Origin of the sequence: Amycolatopsis alba DSM 44262 (assembly GCF_000384215.1) — a bacterium.
GTDB lineage: Bacteria > Actinomycetota > Actinomycetes > Mycobacteriales > Pseudonocardiaceae > Amycolatopsis > Amycolatopsis alba.
In genome coordinates, this window is record NZ_KB913032.1 from 7,257,986 (window position 1) to 7,272,893 (window position 14,908).

Sequence of the window (14,908 nt, forward strand, 5' to 3'; positions counted from 1 at the left end):
AGGTTTTTCCAGCACTGGGGCAGTCGTTGAAGAACCCTGAAAAGGGCACAAATGACCGTGGAAATTACCACTGGGGAGCGTCCATGAGATCGTGTCGCACCATGATCAGCAACCACCGCACCGGCCGCTAGGTACCGGATGCCCGCAGGTGCAACATGTTCTCGGCCGGATGGAACCGGACATCCGGCGCACCGCAGCAGCTAAGTGGCACAGGTCGGCGGGATTCTGATCCACATCGCGCTCACCTTGATTTGTGTACAAAAAATTGAATGTGATCGCTATTGGCGGCGACTCCGCCGCAGATTCTCGTACCATCGTGACGGCAGAAGGTGCATATGATCGAGGAAAGCAAGACTTTGCAACTGAGCAAGGAAGAGCTCGCCCAGTTCCATCGCGACGGCTACATAGGACCGTTCGATCTTTATGAACCCGAAGAGATGGCCGCACATCTGCAGGCACTGAGGCCGAAGCTGCTCAATACCAAGAACGCGATTTACAGTGGCGGCCGGACCATATCGGGCAGTACGAACCTGTCGAACTATGACCGGCATCTCGACATCGACTTCCTGGCCGAGCACATCACCCGGCCCGAAATCGTCGACCGGGTCTCGAGCATCCTCGGCCCGGACACCCTGTGCTGGCGTTCCGAGTTCTTCCCCAAGTACCCCGGCGACGAGGGCACCGACTGGCACCAGGCGGACAACTTCTCCAACGTCGCGGGCTCGAAGCACCCCCAGATCGTCTGGCCGGAGGACGCGGAGTTCGGCGGCACGATCACGGTCTGGACGGCGTTCACCGAGGCGTCGGTGGACATGGGCTGCCTGCAGTTCATTCCCGGTTCCCACAAGTCCATGAACTACGACGAGTCCAAAAGCATGGACTACAACCCCGACCTGATCAACAAGGTCGACAAGGACGGCGTCCGGCGCGGTTTCTTCGGCTACGACTACCGGCAGCTGCAAAAGGACCCGAACTGGACGCCCGACGAAGCGAATGCGGTGTCCCAGGTGATGCGCCAGGGACAGTTCATTATTTTCTGGTCAACCCTGATGCACGCCTCTCACCCACATCTCGGACTCACCGACAACATGCGACTGGGTTTCGCCGGGCGCTACCTGCCCACCTCCGTGCACGTCTACCCCCACTCCGATTCACTGGCGGAGTTCGGCGGCAGCGCCAGCCTGGACAAGTTCGGCAACGTGCTCGTCTCCGGCCAGGACAACTACGGGCACAACCGCTTTGTCGATTCCACCGTGAACGGCTACCGATTCCCGGTCAGGGAAGGCAGCCTCGGCGGGTTCGGCCTGAGCGACGTACAAGCCTGGCTGCTCGGTACCTGCCGGGAGCTCGGCCTGCCCGCCCAGGACGTGAACGCGAACTTCTTCGAGATGGGCGGCACGTCCCTCACCGCGGTGAAGCTGATCGCCAAGGCGGAGCAGAACTTCGGCGAAGACGTCCTGCCACCGGAGGACCTGTACGGCAGGAGCACGCTGCGCGACATCGCGGCGACCATCGAAAGCAACAGCGGCGCCTCCGCCTGACCGGAGGCACCGAGTCCGCCTGCCCGGCACCGCTGGTGCCGGGCAGGCGCCTCTGCCCCCACCCCACACTGAGACCGTGACGACCGCGACCGGAGGATCGACGAAGTCATGAAGCGTCTCGTGCCCAGTGCCGAAGCACGATCTGTCCACGCACTGGCCAATGTGGACACCGAGCAGCCCTATCCCGAAGAACTCGGCGCGAAGGACCTGTTCGAACAGCGCGCCGAGGCCGCTCCCGACGCGGTCGCGCTCGTGTATCGCGACCGCAAGATGACCTACCGTGAGCTGAACGCGCACGCCAATCGGCTGGCGGCTCACCTTCTCGCACAAGGACTTCGAGCGGGCGAAGTCGTCGGAGTCTCCGTCGCCCGCTCACCGGGGCTGATCGCGACGCTGCTCGCGGTGCTCAAATGCGGCGCGGTGTACCTGCCGTTCGACGACTCCTGGCCCGACGATCGGCTGCAGGTCATGTTCGGCATCGCCGAATGCGAATGGCTGGTGACCGACCGGCCCGAACGGTGTGCCGGACGCTTCCCGCTGCACCACGTCGTACCGGCGCCCGCGATGACCGAGTCGTCCACAGTGGACGATCAAACGACGAATCCCGCCACCCGTACGGGCGCGGACGATCTGGCCTACATCAACTTCACCTCCGGCTCGACCGGACTGCCCAAGGGTGTCCCGATCCGCCACCGCGGCATCACCCGGCTGGTCAGCGGCGCGCACTACACCCGGCTCGACGAGCACGCCGTCACGCTGCAACTGGCACCGGTCAGCTTCGACGCGGCCACCTTCGAGATCTGGGGCGCGCTGCTCAACGGCGGCACCTGCGTGCTGTATCCGAGCAGCTTCGTCCGGCTGTCGGAACTGCGGCATGTGGTGCAGGACAACGGGGTGACCACCGTCTTCCTGACCACGGCCCTGTTCAACACCCTGGTCGACAACGACCTCGACGCGCTCGGCAGCGTGGAGACGATCCTCACCGGCGGCGAGGCGCACTCCCTGCACCATATCGGCCGGGCGCTGGCGCACTACGGCCCGGAAAAGCTCGTCAGCGTCTATGGCCCGACCGAGTGCACCACCTTCGCCACCTACTACCCCGTCACCGAACTGCGGCACGACGAGCTGGCGTTGCCGATCGGCAAGCCGATCCAGAACACCCGCGCGTACCTCGTACGTGACGGCAGGCTTTGCGCCGCCGGGGAGATCGGCGAGGTGTGCCTGGCTGGTCCCGGCCTGTCGCCCGGCTATCTCGGCATGCCGGACGCGACCGGCGAACGTTTCGTCGACTACGAGATCGACGGTGTCCCGGAACGGCTGTACCACACCGGGGACCTCGCCTACTTCCGCGCGGACGGCATGCTGGTGTTCCAAGGCCGCGACGACGACCAGGTGAAGATCAACGGGCACCGCATCGAACTGGGAGAAGTCCGGCACGTGCTCGGCACCCACCCAGGGGTCAGGCAGGTGTTCGTCACGGTGGACCGGCCGGAGATCGGCGAGGCGGCCATGCTGGCTTTCGTGGTCACCGACGCGCCCGGCTGCACCCCGCACGCCCTGCGCACCTATCTGCGGCAGCGGCTGCCGTCGTACCTGATCCCCTCGGTCATCGAGATCCGCGAGTCGCTTCCGTTGTCCCTGCACGGAAAGGTCGACCGCCAGGTCCTGCTGTCCTCGCTGCTGCCGTCCGGAGGCTCCTCCTCGTGACCACGAACCTCGGCGGCCACGAGGACTTCCGCGCCACCGTCCGGTCCACTTTGGACAAGATCGTGACGCCGAACGCGTCGAAGTGGGAGGCCCAAGGCCATATCTCCGAGTCGGGATGGCGAGAACTCGGTGACGCCGGCTTGCTCGCGTTACCGCACACCGGAGTGGATTTCCTGCGCAGCGCAGTGTTCCTCGACGAACTGGGCAACACCGGCTACGCGGGGATCCGGGCGTCGGTCGGGGTGCACGCGTACATGGCGAGCTCGTATGTGCGGTTGTTCGGCAACGCCGAGCAGAAGGCGCGCCTGCTGCCGCCGGGCGAGCGCGGGGACAAGATCGCGGCGCTGGCCATCACCGAGCCCGAAGCGGGCACCGATCTGCGGAACCTGACGACCAGCGCCGACGCCGACGGCTCGGGAGGATACCGGCTACGAGGGCGGAAGTCGTTCGTGGCCAACGGTTCCCAGGCCGGTTACTTCATCGTGCTTGCCAGGACCAAGGCCACCGGTACCGCCGGCGGGATGCCGGGGGCGAGTCTGCTGATCGTCGACGCCGACGCCGACGGGATAACGCGACGGCCGCAGCCGATGCTGGGCTGGCGTGCCGCGGACATCACCGAGGTCCAGTTCGACGACGTGCCGGTCGCGGCCGGGCAGCTGATCGGCAAGCCCGAGCGGGCGCTCCTGTACCTCGTGCGCGCGCTGGACTTCGAACGGCTCGTCGCCGGCCTGCTCGCGGTCGGCGGGGTCCGGTACTGCCTGCGGCTGCTGAAGGAGTTCGCGCGGTCGCACCGGGTCGGAGACACTCCGCTGGGGTCGTATCAGGCTGTCCGGCACCGGATCGCCGACCTGGACGCCCAGCTGGAACTGGTCCACGGCTACGCGTACCAGGCGGCCACCCGGCAGAGTCTCGGGAAGCTGGACACGAAGTCGGCGTCCGTGCTGAAGCTGACCGCCACCGAACTCGCCGTGACGGCCGCCCAGGCCTGCGTCCAGTACCACGGCGCCCGCGGCTATCTCGACGACGCGACCGCCGCGCGGCTGTACCGCGACGCGATGGCGGGCACGATCGCCGCCGGGACGAACGAGCTGCTGCGAGACCACATCTTCGAATCGATCTAGCGCGCCCCGGTGAGGTGTTCGAGCGCCAGCTGGGACAGGCGGATGAAGCCGTAACCACGTTCCGCGGCCTTGTCCGGATCGAAGTCCTCGAAGGTCGCGCGGTCGGCCAGCAGGTCCGCGGCCGTCTCGCCCTCGTTGAGCGTCGGTGTCGCCAGTTCCGGGACGAGCGCGGCGTCGAGGGCGGCCCGCACCTCGGGATCGGCGCGGAAAGCCCGCGAGCGTTCGGCGAACAGCAGGTAACTGGCCATGTTGGCCTCGGCGCTGGCCCAGACGCCGTCCATGTTCTCCGTGCGCAGCGGCTTGTAGTCGAAGTGCCGGGGGCCGTCGTAGCCGCCGTGCTCCAGCAGGTCGACCAGGAAGAACGAGGACAGCACGTCGCCGTGGCCGAACACGAGGTCCTGGTCGAACCGCGGACCGCGCTGGCCGTTGAGGTCGACGTGGAACAGCTTGCCCTGCCACAGGGCCTGTCCGATGCCGTGGACGATGTTGAGCCCGGCCATCTGCTCATGCCCCACCTCGGGGTTCACGCCGACGATCTCGTGGTTGTCCAGCGTGGAGATGAACGCGAGCGCGTGCCCGACGGTCGGCAGCAGGATGTCGCCGCGCGGTTCGTTCGGCTTCGGCTCGAGCGCGAGGCGCAGCCCGTAGCCCTGGTCGATGACGTACTGGGCGAGGAAGTCGATGCCCTCGCGATAGCGGTCCATCGCCGCGCGGACGTCCTTCGCGGCGTCGGTCTCGCTGCCTTCGCGACCACCCCAGAGCACGAACGTCGAGGCGCCGAGCTCGGCGGCGAGATCGAGGTTCCGCAGCACCTTCCGCAGGGCGTAGCGGCGGACGTCACGGTCGTTGCTGGTCAGGCCGCCGTCCTTGAAGACGGGGTGGCTGAACAGGTTCGTGGTCACCATCGGGACGACAAGACCGGTTTCGGCGAGCGCGCCCTGGAAGCGCTTCAGCTGCCGTGCCCGCTCGGCGTCGTCCGAGCCGAAGGGTACGAGGTCGTCGTCGTGGAAGGTGATGCCCCAGGCGCCGAGGTCCGAGAGGCGGTGCACGGCCTCGACCGGATCGAGCGGTCCCCGGCTCGCCGGGCCGAACATGTCGTTCGCCTGCCAGCCCACGGTCCAGAGCCCGAAGCTGAACTTGTCCGCACGCGTCGGTGCCTGAACCATCACGCCTCCACCAATTAGTTTGATGCCTGAACTTATCGACGCGTACCCCGGCGGGTCAAGGCTTTCGTTCAGGCATCGAACGAATACAATCGCGCGATGATCGGCACGCGCCCGGCGGGACAGCACACCGTGCGACAGCACAACGCGGCCCTCGTCCTCCGCGCGATCGCGGACGGCCCCGGCGTTTCACGGGCAGGCCTCGCCGCCACCATCGGCCTCACGAAGGCGACCGTGTCGAGCGTGGTCGACCGCTTGATCGCGGCGGATCTCGTGGCCGAAGGCGAGCCGGAACAGCGCGTCGGCCCCGGACGGCGCGGTACCGTCGTCTCCCTCTCCCCCACCGGCCCGCACGGACTCGGCATCGAGATCGGCGTCGACTATCTGGCGTCCTGCCTCGTCGACTTGACCGGCACCGTCCGGGCCGAAGAGGTCCGATACGCGGACAATCGGACACCGCGCGTTTTCCAGCGGGTGTCGGCGTTCCTGCGCAAAGCACGGAAGCAGGCGGAGGCGCTGGGCGTCTCCGTCGCCGGTGTCGGCGTCGCGGTTCCGGGCCTGGTCGAATCCGGTCTCGTGCGGCTCGCTCCCAATCTGGGCTGGCGCGACGTCGACCTCGCGGACCGGCTCGGCGAGACCTTCACCGTCGCCAACGAAGCCAACTTCGCCGCGCTCGCCGAACTCTGGCACGGCTCGGCGTTGCCGGATTTCGTCCACGTGTCCGGTGAGATCGGGATCGGCGCGGGAATCGTGCTGGACCGCGCCCTGTTCGAGGGCGTCCGCGGCGCGGGCGGCGAAATCGGCCATCTGCCGGTGGCGCCCGACGGTCCGCCGTGTTCCTGCGGCGCGAACGGCTGCCTGGAGCGGATGGCCGGACAGGAGGAGATCCTGCGGCTCGCGGGGGCGGAGAGGGTGGACGCCCTGATCACCGCCCTCGAATCGGGCGACGCCGCGGCGCTCGCGGCCGTCACCACCGCGGCGGGACATCTCGGCATCGGACTGTCCACCGTGGTCAATCTGATGGACGTCCCGGCCGTGGTGCTAGGCGGAACGTACGCGCGGCTTGAGCCGTGGCTTCGTGAGCCACTCCTCGTCGAATTGGAGCGCCGAGTGCCCAGCACGGCCTGGTCGCCGGTGCGGGTCATCCGATCGGCGCTCGGCACGGGAGCCGCCGTACGCGGCGCGGCCGGCTCGGTGATCCGGGGTGTCCTCGCGGATCCCGAGCACTATCTCACGACTCACTGGCCATCCGATCAGGACGCTCGGGATCGGTGACCCCCGGCAACGACGCCTCGATGGCCTGCGCGCGTTCCTCGATGTCCGCGCGCTGGACGCGCCGGGCGTAGGCGATCAGTTCGTCGCGATCCGCGTGCGGGAGCCAGCCCTGCTCACAGCCGGTCTCCAGCCGCACCAGGTATCGCACCAGCTCGACCGACTCGGCACCGAACTCCCGCATGCGGCGCGTCAGCAGTTCCGCCGCGCCGAGGTAGCCGTTGTTCCAGGCGTGGACCGCCAGCAGTTGCGCGGTCGCGGCGAGGATGTCGCCGAGGTGGAACCCGCCCTCCGCGGCGAGATGCCCGGCGAGCCGGAAACTGCGTCTGCCCTCGCCGACCGGCCCCTCCTCGCGAATCGCTTCGAGCAGTGCCCCGATCTGCCGTGTCAGGTAGTCCTGACCAGCGCCCTCCACCGTCACCGCATTCCTCCACCCAGTCGCCGCGATCGTAGGAAGGTGTCAATGGGGTGCAGCTCAGATACAGCGAATGCCGAACCGTTATCACCCGAATGGGGTGCGGAGTGCTGCCTCTCCGTCACCAGGATGCCACGGCCTCCGCCCATCGAACCCGCCTGTATTCGGCGGGGAGGCGGAGAGCGTTACAGGGTCACGGGCGACGTGTACGACACGTCGCCCGTGACCCACTGGCGCGGCAAGGGTCAGCTGGTGGTGGCGGTGTTGATCGCCCGTGCGTACGCGGCGGCCGTGCCCTGCGCCGAGCACTTCTTGATGTCGTCGTAGAGCCACATGAAGCCGCCGGGGATGCCCGCGGACGACTTCCACGACCGCATCCGGCTCTCCACCTGCGCGGGCGAGTCCCCCGCGGTGCAGCCGGAGCCGTTCTTGCTCCACAGCCCCGGATCCACCGGCATGCCGAGCGACCGCGACCACGTCGCCGGGTCGTTGCCGCTCCCGCCCGCATAGGCCTGCAGGTACACGCGGTCGACCAGGCCGCCGAGGCCGTTCTTCACGCCCTGCCAGTACGACACCGCGGTGTACGGCGCGAGGGTGAAGTTCCGGTAGCCCATGGCGTTCGCCATCCGCGCGAAGGTGACGGTGGAGCCGACGTCGTAGTGCGCTTCGTCGTCATTGTTGATCGCGTCCGCGCCGGTGGCGTTCTTCAGCGCCAGGAAGTTGCGGTACAGGATCGTGCCGCTGCCGGTGCCGTCGCGGGTGATCAGCTTGTCGATGGCTTCCCAGTCCGGCGTGCCCCAGGCACCGACCGAGACCTCGATGCGGTTGACCGACGTCGGCGCCTGCTTCAGTGTCCGCAGCCGCGCGGGCCACCCGGCGTCGCCGACGTACCGGCCGCCCGAGACCACGAGATGGTCGTTGTAGTACAGATCCCCGTTGTCGTGGACGTGGATGCTCCACAGGATGACCGTGGTGAAACCGGACCCGCGAAGGGTGTCCATGACACCCTGTCCGTCCTGATAAAACGGTCCCCCGCCGTAGATCGCGGACCGGCCCGCCGCGGCGGGTGTCAACGAGGCTTCGGCGGCGCTCGGCCGGCTCGTCGGGACGATCGCGAGACTCGCCGCGGCGACCACCAAGGCCACCGTCGCACGCACCCAGGTCCACCTCATCAGGTCAGCTCCCTTCGGCTTGCCCCGGAGGGTATGAGATTTTCCAACGGCGAGGCCAGGTTTGTTCAGTGACCTGTCCGGTGGATTGGACCAAGAGGACTAAAGGCGAACACCGCCGCCCTGCTGTTCCTCGAAGATCAGCCAGGTCCGGGTCGACCGCACGCCGTCCAGCTCCTGCAGCCGCACCAGGACGACATCCCGCAGCGACGCGTTGTCCGGCGTCCGCACCAGCAGCAGGATGTCGAAGTCGCCGCCGACCAGCGACACGTGTTCGACGAACGGGATCTCCCGAAGCTCGGCAGACATCGTGCGCCACGACGTCTGCTCGACGGTGATCAGGATGTACGCGCTCGTCCCGAGTCCGGCCCGGCGCGGGTCGATCCGGGCGCCGAAGCCGGTGATGACGCCTTCGGACATCAGCCGGTCCAACCTCGCGTAAGCGTTGGTGCGCGAGATATGCAGTCGTTCCGCCAGCGCGCGGACCGCGAGCCTGCCGTCGGCGGACAGTTCGGCGAGGATCGCGCGGTCGATGTCGTCGAGGGCAAGGACCGTTCGTCCCGGATCCGGCCCGTGAGCCACGCCACTCTTGGACGTTCGGGTCGGCTGAACCGATCCTTCGGACAGTTTGTCGCTCATTTCGCCTACCTCTTGAACACCGGGACGCCGGAAACCACGATCTGAGCATCATATGTCTGTGAAAGGTGGTGCTGCGCCATGTCGCGGGAGACCCTTGCCGCCGCGTTGCTGCCGTCCGGTGTCCCGGTGCGGTTCCTCGCCGAGGACGGCACGCGCGTCGACGAGCACGGCGGCTACGCCGAGCCGCCGTCCGACCGGCTCGTCGAGGCCTACCGGCTGATGGTGCTCGGGCGCCGGTTCGACGCGCAAGCGACCGCGCTGACCAAACAGGGACGTCTCGCGGTCTATCCGTCGAGCGCCGGCCAGGAAGCCTGCCAGGTCGCGAGCGCGCTGGCGCTCACCGGAGCCGACTGGCTCTTTCCCACCTACCGCGACTCGGTCGCGCTGGTCGCCCGCGGGCTCGAACCGGGCGAGATCCTGACGCTGCTTCGCGGCGACGCGCACTGTGGCTACGACCCCGCGAAGACCCGTGTCGCTCCCCAGTGCACCCCGCTGGCCACCCAGACGCTTCACGCGGCCGGGCTCGCCCACGCGATGCGGCGCCGCGGCGAAGACGCCGTCGCGTTCGCGCTCATCGGCGACGGCGCCACCAGCGAAGGCGACTTCCACGAGGCGCTCAACTTCGCGGCCGTGTTCAAGGCGCCCGTGGTGTTCTTCGTGCAGAACAACGGGTTCGCGATCTCGGTGCCGTTCGAGAAGCAGAGCGCCGCGCCCGCGCTGGCCTACAAGGGCGTCGGCTACGGCGTCCGCTCCGAGCAGGTCGACGGCAATGACGCCCTCGCGGTCCTCTCTGTGCTGGACGACGCCGTCGCGCACGCGCGCGCCGGTCTCGGGCCGGTCCTGGTCGAGGCGCACACGTACCGGATCGACGCGCACACCAACGCCGACGACGCCACCCGCTACCGCGACCAGGCCGAGGTCGAGAAGTGGCGTGCGGCCGACCCTGTCCGCCGCCTCGAGACGTACCTGGTCAACGAGAACCTGTTGTCCGGCAAGGATATCGAACGATTCCGGGTCGAAGCGGAGACCTTCGCGGCCGGGGTGCGCGACACCCTGAACGCCGACGTGGAGCCGGATCCGATGTCGCTGTTCGAGCACGTCTACGCCGTTCCGACCCGTCAGCTGGCCACCCAGCGGGCGCTGGTCGCCGCCGAACTGGAAGCCGTGGAGGGCTGATGACCGAGATCTCGATGGCCCAGGCGCTCAACGCCGCCTTGCGCGACGCCGTCAAGGACGACGACCGTGTGGTGATCTTCGGCGAGGACGTCGGCCCGCTCGGCGGTGTGTTCCGGGTGACCGACGGCATCACCGCCGACTTCGGCGAGGAACGCTGTTTCGACACGCCACTGGCGGAGTCCGGCATCGTCGGCTTCGCGGTCGGGATGGCGATGGGCGGGTTCCGCCCGGTGGTCGAAATGCAGTTCGACGCCTTCGCGTACCCCGCTTTCGAGCAGATCACCTCGCACGTCGCGAAACTGCGCAACCGGACCCGAGGCGCCCTGTCGCTGCCCATGGTCATCCGGATCCCCTACGCGGGCGGGATCGGCGGCGTCGAGCACCACTGCGATTCGAGCGAGGCCTACTACACCCACACGCCCGGCCTGCGCGTTGTCACCCCCGGCACGCCCCAGGACGCCTACGACCTCCTGCGCGACGCGATCGACTCCCCGGATCCGGTGATCTTCCTGGAACCCAAATGCCGCTACTGGTCGAAGGAAACCGTGTCCTTCACCCGTGAAGGCGCGGCCATGGACCGCGCGGTCGTGCGTCGCGAAGGCAAGGACGTCACGCTGATCGCGTACGGCCCGATGGTCGCCACCGCGCTGGAGACCGCGGAAGCCGCGAAGGCCGAGGGCTGGGACGTCGAGGTGGTCGACCTCCGGTCCCTGAGCCCGTTCGACGACGAGACCGTCACCGCCTCGGTGCGCCGCACCGGGCGCGCGGTCGTCGTCCACGAGGCCGCCGGGTTCGGCGGTTACGGCGCCGAGGTGGTCGCCCGCGTCACCGAGCAGTGCTTCCATCAGCTCCACGCGCCCGTCCTGCGCGTCACCGGACTCGACATCCCTTATCCGCCGCCGAAACTGGAACGCCACCAGCTGCCGGACGTCGACCGGATCCTGGACACCGTCGCCCGGCTGCAGTGGAACGACGAACCGGCGGTGGCCGGTGCCTGACTTCCTGCTCCCGGACCTCGGCGAGGGGCTGACCGAAGGCACCATCGTCACCTGGCTCGTCGCGGAGGGCGACACCGTCGGCGTCGACCAGGCGGTCGTCGAGGTCGAGACCGCGAAGGCGGCGGTCGAGGTGCCAGTGCCGTTCGCCGGGGTCGTCACCCGGCTCCACGGCGAACCCGGCCAGTCGCTGCCCGTCGGCGCTCCCCTGCTCACCATCGGCCCCGGCTTCACCGAACCCGGCGTGACCACGGCGAGCGAGGGCAGCGGCAACGTCCTCATCGGCTACGGCACGACCACCACGACGCGGCGCCGCCGGACGCGCACCACCGTCGTCGAACTGCCGCCCAAAGCACCGGGCGTCATCTCGCCGTTCGTCCGGAAAATGGCCGCCGACAACAAGATCGACCTGACGAAACTGACCGGCAGCGGACCGGGCGGCATCATCCGGCGTGCCGACGTCGAAGCGGCGCTCACCGTCCCCGAGCGGCGGGACGGCGAGACACGGATCCCGCTGACAGGGGTCCGCAAGGCGGTCGCCGACAAGCTGACGACCTCGCGGCGCCAGATCCCCGAGGCGACGGTCTGGGTGGACGTCGACGCGACCGGACTCGTCGCCGCCCGGAAGTCGCTCAACGCCTCGGCTCCTGATCGGCCGGTGAGCCTCCTCGGCCTCATCGCCAGGTTCGCCGTCGCGGGCCTGCGGAAGCACCCCGAGCTGAACTCTCGGGTCGACGGCGACGAGATCGTCCAGCTGCGGGACATCAACCTCGGGTTCGCGGCCCAGACCGACCGCGGTCTCGTCGTGCCGGTCGTCCGTGACGCGGGGTCACTGTCCACAAGGGAGCTTTCGGCCGCGATCGGCGAGCGGACCACCCAAGCCCGCGAAGGGAAACTCGGTCCGGCAGGGCTCACCGGCGGGACGTTCACGGTGAACAACTACGGCGTGTTCGGGGTGGACGGCTCCGCCGCGATCATCAATCACCCGGAGGCGGCGATCCTCGGCGTCGGCCGGATCATCGACCGCGCCTGGGTGGTCGACGGGGAGCTGGTGGCGCGGAAGATCTGCGAGCTGACGCTGGCGTTCGACCATCGGGTGTGCGACGGCGGGACCGCCGGCGGCTTCCTGCGGTTCGTCGCCGACTGCGTCGAATCGCCGGTCATCGCACTCGGGGAGCTCTGAGCGGGTCGCACAACTCCCGGTTGTGACCCGCCAACGACCCGTTGTTCGACTTGCGGGTCCCGGCTTGCTTTGATCTCGCGGGTGAGTGGGAGATCGCTGGGGCGACGATTCGGCTGGCTTTGGGCGGCATACGCGGCGAGCGCGTTCGGTACGAGGTTCGCGTTCGACGCGTTCAGCCTCATCGCCATCGTGGCGCTGGGGGCGGGCACCACCGAGGTCTCGCTCCTGGCGGCCGCCGGTCTCGTCGTGGGCGCGGTGGTCGCGCTGCCGCTCGGCCCCTGGGTCGAGTTCCGCCGCAAACGGCCGGTGATGATCGCGATGGACCTGATCCGCTGCGCGGCGCTGCTGACCGTCCCGCTGGCGTACGTGATGGGGTTGCTCGGCTTCTGGCAGCTGCTCGCCGTTTCGGTCGTCGTCGCCGCGGCGGACATCACCTTCCTGGCCGCCAGCGGGGCTTTCCTGAAGACGTTGCTGCCTCGGGAGGACCTGCTCGTCGCGAACGCGCGGTTCGAATCGACCACCTGGACGGCGACCGTGCTCGGCCCGCCGCTCGGCGGTTTCGCCGTCGGCCTGTTCGGACCGGTGGTCACGATCGCCGCCGACGCGGTCAGCTACCTGCTCTCGGCGGCCGGGATCCGGGCCGTCGGCGGTTCGGAACCACCGCCAGCCAAGCCCGACGGGCCCCGGCTCACCGGCCGCGACCTGCGGGAAGGCTGGCGGTTCATCCTCACTCATCCGCTGCTGCGGCCCCTGTTCGTCAACACGATCGTGGTTAACGGCCTGATCATGGCGACCGCGCCGTTGATGGCCGTGCTGATGCTCGGGCAGCTCGGCTTCACCCCGTGGGAGTACGCGGTGGCCTTCGCCGTGCCGTGTCTCGGCGGGCTGATCGGATCGAGGATCTCCCGGCACGTGGTCGCCCGCCACGGCCGGGACCGGGTCCTGTTCGTCACCGGCTGGCTGCGCGTCTGCTGGCCGGTCGGGCTGGTCTTCGTCCAGCCCGGTGTTCCGGGGCTGATCCTGGTCATCGTGGTCGAATTCGCGCTGATCACCTGCATCGGCGTGTTCAACCCGGTGCTCGCCACCAGCAGGCTCGAACTGGTGCCTCTCGACCGCGCCGCGCGCACGCTTTCGGCCTGGTCGATCGCCGGCAAGCTCACCACTGCGGCCCTGACCGCGCTGTGGGGACTGCTCGCCGCGTTCACCGGGCCGCGGGCCGCGGTCGGCATCGCCGGGGCGCTCATGCTGGCGACGCCCCTCCTGCTCCCCCGAAAGCGTCGGACCCCTGTGTCAGTATCTGCGCATGTCGATCAAGAGAGTGGTGGCCGACCTCGAAACCCGGACGATGGAGGAGGCGAAGAGCTTCTACGTACAGGTTCTCGGCTTCCAGGTGGTGATGGACCACGGGTGGATCGTGACCCTGGCGGATCCGGATCGGCCGGAGGTCCAGCTGAGCCTCATGACCCATGACGAAACGGCGCCCGTCGTGCCGGTCGCCTCGATCGAGGTGGACGACGTCGACAAGGCGTACGCGGCGGCCAAGGCCTCAGGCGCGGAGATCGTGCACGAACTGACCGACGAGGAGTGGGGCGTCCGGCGGTTCTTCGTCCGTGATCCGAGCGGCCACGTGGTCAACGTGCTCTCCCATTGACGCCGTTCGGCTGAACGCGTTGGGCCTGGCGGCGGGTTTCATCAAAATTTCATGACGCATCCCTAACGTTCGAACACGCACCGTAATCGAGCGGAAGGGACGATGAACGTGAAGAAATTCAGGGGGGTCCTGGCGGTGGCCGCACTGGCAGCCGGGCTGATCGGCGTCACCGCGCCGTCGGCCCAGGCTGATCAGGCGCGCTACTACATCCTCATCGGCGGTACCTGCGACGGGGCCGCGACCGTGTACAACGACGCCTGGTTGCGGGGCGGGATCAAGAAGGTGGTCCACTACCCGGCAGGGGCCGCCGGAGCACCCAACTGCGACCAGACACCGATGGACCAGAGCGTCGCGCGCGGGCACGAAGAAGCCCGTCGTGTCGTCCAGAGCTCCTTCGACGAGAACCCCGGCGCGGAGTTCGTCGTCGTCGGCTACTCGCAGGGCGCGCTGGTCGCGAACAAGGTGCTGAACGACATCGCCGACGGGAAGCTGGCCGTCGACAAGTCCCGGTTCAGGGCGAAGATCTTCGCCGATCCGATGCAGCCCGTCGGTCCGCCCGGACGCGGGATCAGCGCGGTGCTCCCGGCGGGCACCGGGGCGCCGTCGCCGTTCGGCGGCTACGTCTCGTTCGGGCCCGGCCGCACCGATTTCGGCGGTATCCCGTTCATCCGCTACTGCATCGAGACCGACGGCGTCTGCCACTTCGACACCTTCGAAGCACCTGGCGGGTATTTCGCCCAGCACCTTTGCTACCAGTGGGCCCGCCCCACCGATCACCGCTCGATCATGGAGGACACGATCGCGGACGGCGTGTACACCAACGGCTCGCACGCGCTGCCGAGGCAGAACTGCCGTCCGCCGCACCCCGCGCCGTGA

The 14,908-nt window shown here is 68.4% G+C and carries 13 protein-coding genes and 1 pseudogene; 10 read left to right on the plus strand and 4 right to left on the minus strand.

Annotated features, from left to right (window positions below):
- Positions 1-335 precede the first annotated feature (335 nt).
- The 3 genes from AMYAL_RS46770 to AMYAL_RS0134045 all read left to right on the plus strand — a co-directional run bounded on the left by AMYAL_RS46770 (position 336) and on the right by AMYAL_RS0134045 (position 4,369).
- Positions 336-1,541, plus strand: a complete 1,206-nt coding sequence (locus tag AMYAL_RS46770) for a chlorinating enzyme (RefSeq protein WP_020635771.1) — start codon at positions 336-338, stop codon at positions 1,539-1,541.
- Between the two features lie 108 nt (positions 1,542-1,649).
- Entirely contained in the window at positions 1,650-3,248 is a 1,599-nt protein-coding gene (locus tag AMYAL_RS0134040) for an amino acid adenylation domain-containing protein (RefSeq protein ID WP_020635772.1), read from the plus strand.
- Positions 3,245-4,369 carry an acyl-CoA dehydrogenase family protein gene (locus AMYAL_RS0134045; RefSeq protein ID WP_020635773.1) on the plus strand — a complete coding sequence of 375 codons (1,125 nt, stop codon included), beginning with the start codon at positions 3,245-3,247 and terminating at the stop codon, positions 4,367-4,369. The genes AMYAL_RS0134040 and AMYAL_RS0134045 overlap by 4 nt, the downstream gene beginning before the upstream one ends.
- Here the strand turns inward: AMYAL_RS0134045 and xylA are convergent.
- The gene (xylA, locus tag AMYAL_RS0134050) at positions 4,366-5,535 is read right to left on the minus strand and encodes a xylose isomerase (RefSeq protein ID WP_020635774.1); all 1,170 of its coding nucleotides are present in this window, start codon (positions 5,533-5,535) and stop codon (positions 4,366-4,368) included. The two genes, AMYAL_RS0134045 and xylA, sit on opposite strands and share 4 nt — an antisense overlap.
- A gap of 96 nt (positions 5,536-5,631) precedes the next feature.
- Between xylA and AMYAL_RS0134055 the strand changes: the two genes are divergently transcribed.
- Positions 5,632-6,807, plus strand: coding sequence for an ROK family transcriptional regulator (locus tag AMYAL_RS0134055; protein ID WP_020635775.1), 1,176 nt, complete (start codon positions 5,632-5,634; stop codon positions 6,805-6,807).
- Here the strand turns inward: AMYAL_RS0134055 and AMYAL_RS0134060 are convergent.
- The 3 genes from AMYAL_RS0134060 to AMYAL_RS0134070 form a co-directional block, all read right to left on the minus strand.
- The gene (locus AMYAL_RS0134060; RefSeq protein ID WP_020635776.1) at positions 6,764-7,225 is read right to left on the minus strand and encodes a hypothetical protein; all 462 of its coding nucleotides are present in this window, start codon (positions 7,223-7,225) and stop codon (positions 6,764-6,766) included. The two genes, AMYAL_RS0134055 and AMYAL_RS0134060, sit on opposite strands and share 44 nt — an antisense overlap.
- A gap of 239 nt (positions 7,226-7,464) precedes the next feature.
- Positions 7,465-8,391, minus strand: coding sequence for a hypothetical protein (locus tag AMYAL_RS0134065; protein ID WP_020635777.1), 927 nt, complete (start codon positions 8,389-8,391; stop codon positions 7,465-7,467).
- A 99-nt stretch (positions 8,392-8,490) separates the two neighbouring features.
- Entirely contained in the window at positions 8,491-9,027 is a 537-nt protein-coding gene (locus tag AMYAL_RS0134070) for an Lrp/AsnC family transcriptional regulator (protein WP_020635778.1), read from the minus strand.
- Positions 9,028-9,105: 78 nt separating this feature from the next.
- On the opposite strand from AMYAL_RS0134070, the gene pdhA reads away from it, so the two are divergent.
- The 6 genes and pseudogenes from pdhA to AMYAL_RS0134100 all read left to right on the plus strand — a co-directional run bounded on the left by pdhA (position 9,106) and on the right by AMYAL_RS0134100 (position 14,908).
- Positions 9,106-10,203 carry a pyruvate dehydrogenase (acetyl-transferring) E1 component subunit alpha gene (pdhA, locus tag AMYAL_RS0134075; protein ID WP_020635779.1) on the plus strand — a complete coding sequence of 366 codons (1,098 nt, stop codon included), beginning with the start codon at positions 9,106-9,108 and terminating at the stop codon, positions 10,201-10,203.
- Positions 10,203-11,201, plus strand: coding sequence for an alpha-ketoacid dehydrogenase subunit beta (locus AMYAL_RS0134080; protein WP_020635780.1), 999 nt, complete (start codon positions 10,203-10,205; stop codon positions 11,199-11,201). The genes pdhA and AMYAL_RS0134080 overlap by 1 nt, the downstream gene beginning before the upstream one ends.
- Positions 11,194-12,381, plus strand: coding sequence for a dihydrolipoamide acetyltransferase family protein (locus AMYAL_RS0134085; protein WP_020635781.1), 1,188 nt, complete (start codon positions 11,194-11,196; stop codon positions 12,379-12,381). Before AMYAL_RS0134080 ends, AMYAL_RS0134085 begins: the two co-directional genes overlap by 8 nt.
- Positions 12,382-12,462: 81 nt before the next feature.
- Entirely contained in the window at positions 12,463-13,851 is a 1,389-nt protein-coding gene (locus AMYAL_RS46775; protein ID WP_020635782.1) for an MFS transporter, read from the plus strand.
- Positions 13,760-14,032, plus strand: a pseudogene (locus AMYAL_RS0134095) (VOC family protein); the annotation flags it as partial. The gene AMYAL_RS46775 and the pseudogene AMYAL_RS0134095, both read left to right, overlap by 92 nt.
- A 102-nt stretch (positions 14,033-14,134) precedes the next feature.
- Positions 14,135-14,908, plus strand: coding sequence for a PE-PPE domain-containing protein (locus AMYAL_RS0134100; protein WP_020635784.1), 774 nt, complete (start codon positions 14,135-14,137; stop codon positions 14,906-14,908).

Excerpts from the sequence above, each read along its gene's own strand:
- AMYAL_RS0134080 (WP_020635780.1), top strand. The coding sequence starts at position 10,203 with ATGACCGAGATCTCGATGGCCCAGGCGCTCAACGCCGCCTTGCGCGAC.
- AMYAL_RS0134100 (WP_020635784.1), top strand. The coding sequence starts at position 14,135 with ATGAACGTGAAGAAATTCAGGGGGGTCCTGGCGGTGGCCGCACTGGCA.
- AMYAL_RS46770 (WP_020635771.1), top strand. The coding sequence starts at position 336 with ATGATCGAGGAAAGCAAGACTTTGCAACTGAGCAAGGAAGAGCTCGCC.
- xylA (WP_020635774.1), bottom strand. The coding sequence starts at position 5,535 with ATGGTTCAGGCACCGACGCGTGCGGACAAGTTCAGCTTCGGGCTCTGG.
- AMYAL_RS0134065 (WP_020635777.1), bottom strand. The coding sequence starts at position 8,391 with ATGAGGTGGACCTGGGTGCGTGCGACGGTGGCCTTGGTGGTCGCCGCG.
- pdhA (WP_020635779.1), top strand. The coding sequence starts at position 9,106 with ATGTCGCGGGAGACCCTTGCCGCCGCGTTGCTGCCGTCCGGTGTCCCG.
- AMYAL_RS0134070 (WP_020635778.1), bottom strand. The coding sequence starts at position 9,027 with ATGAGCGACAAACTGTCCGAAGGATCGGTTCAGCCGACCCGAACGTCC.
- AMYAL_RS0134040 (WP_020635772.1), top strand. The coding sequence starts at position 1,650 with ATGAAGCGTCTCGTGCCCAGTGCCGAAGCACGATCTGTCCACGCACTG.
- AMYAL_RS0134055 (WP_020635775.1), top strand. The coding sequence starts at position 5,632 with ATGATCGGCACGCGCCCGGCGGGACAGCACACCGTGCGACAGCACAAC.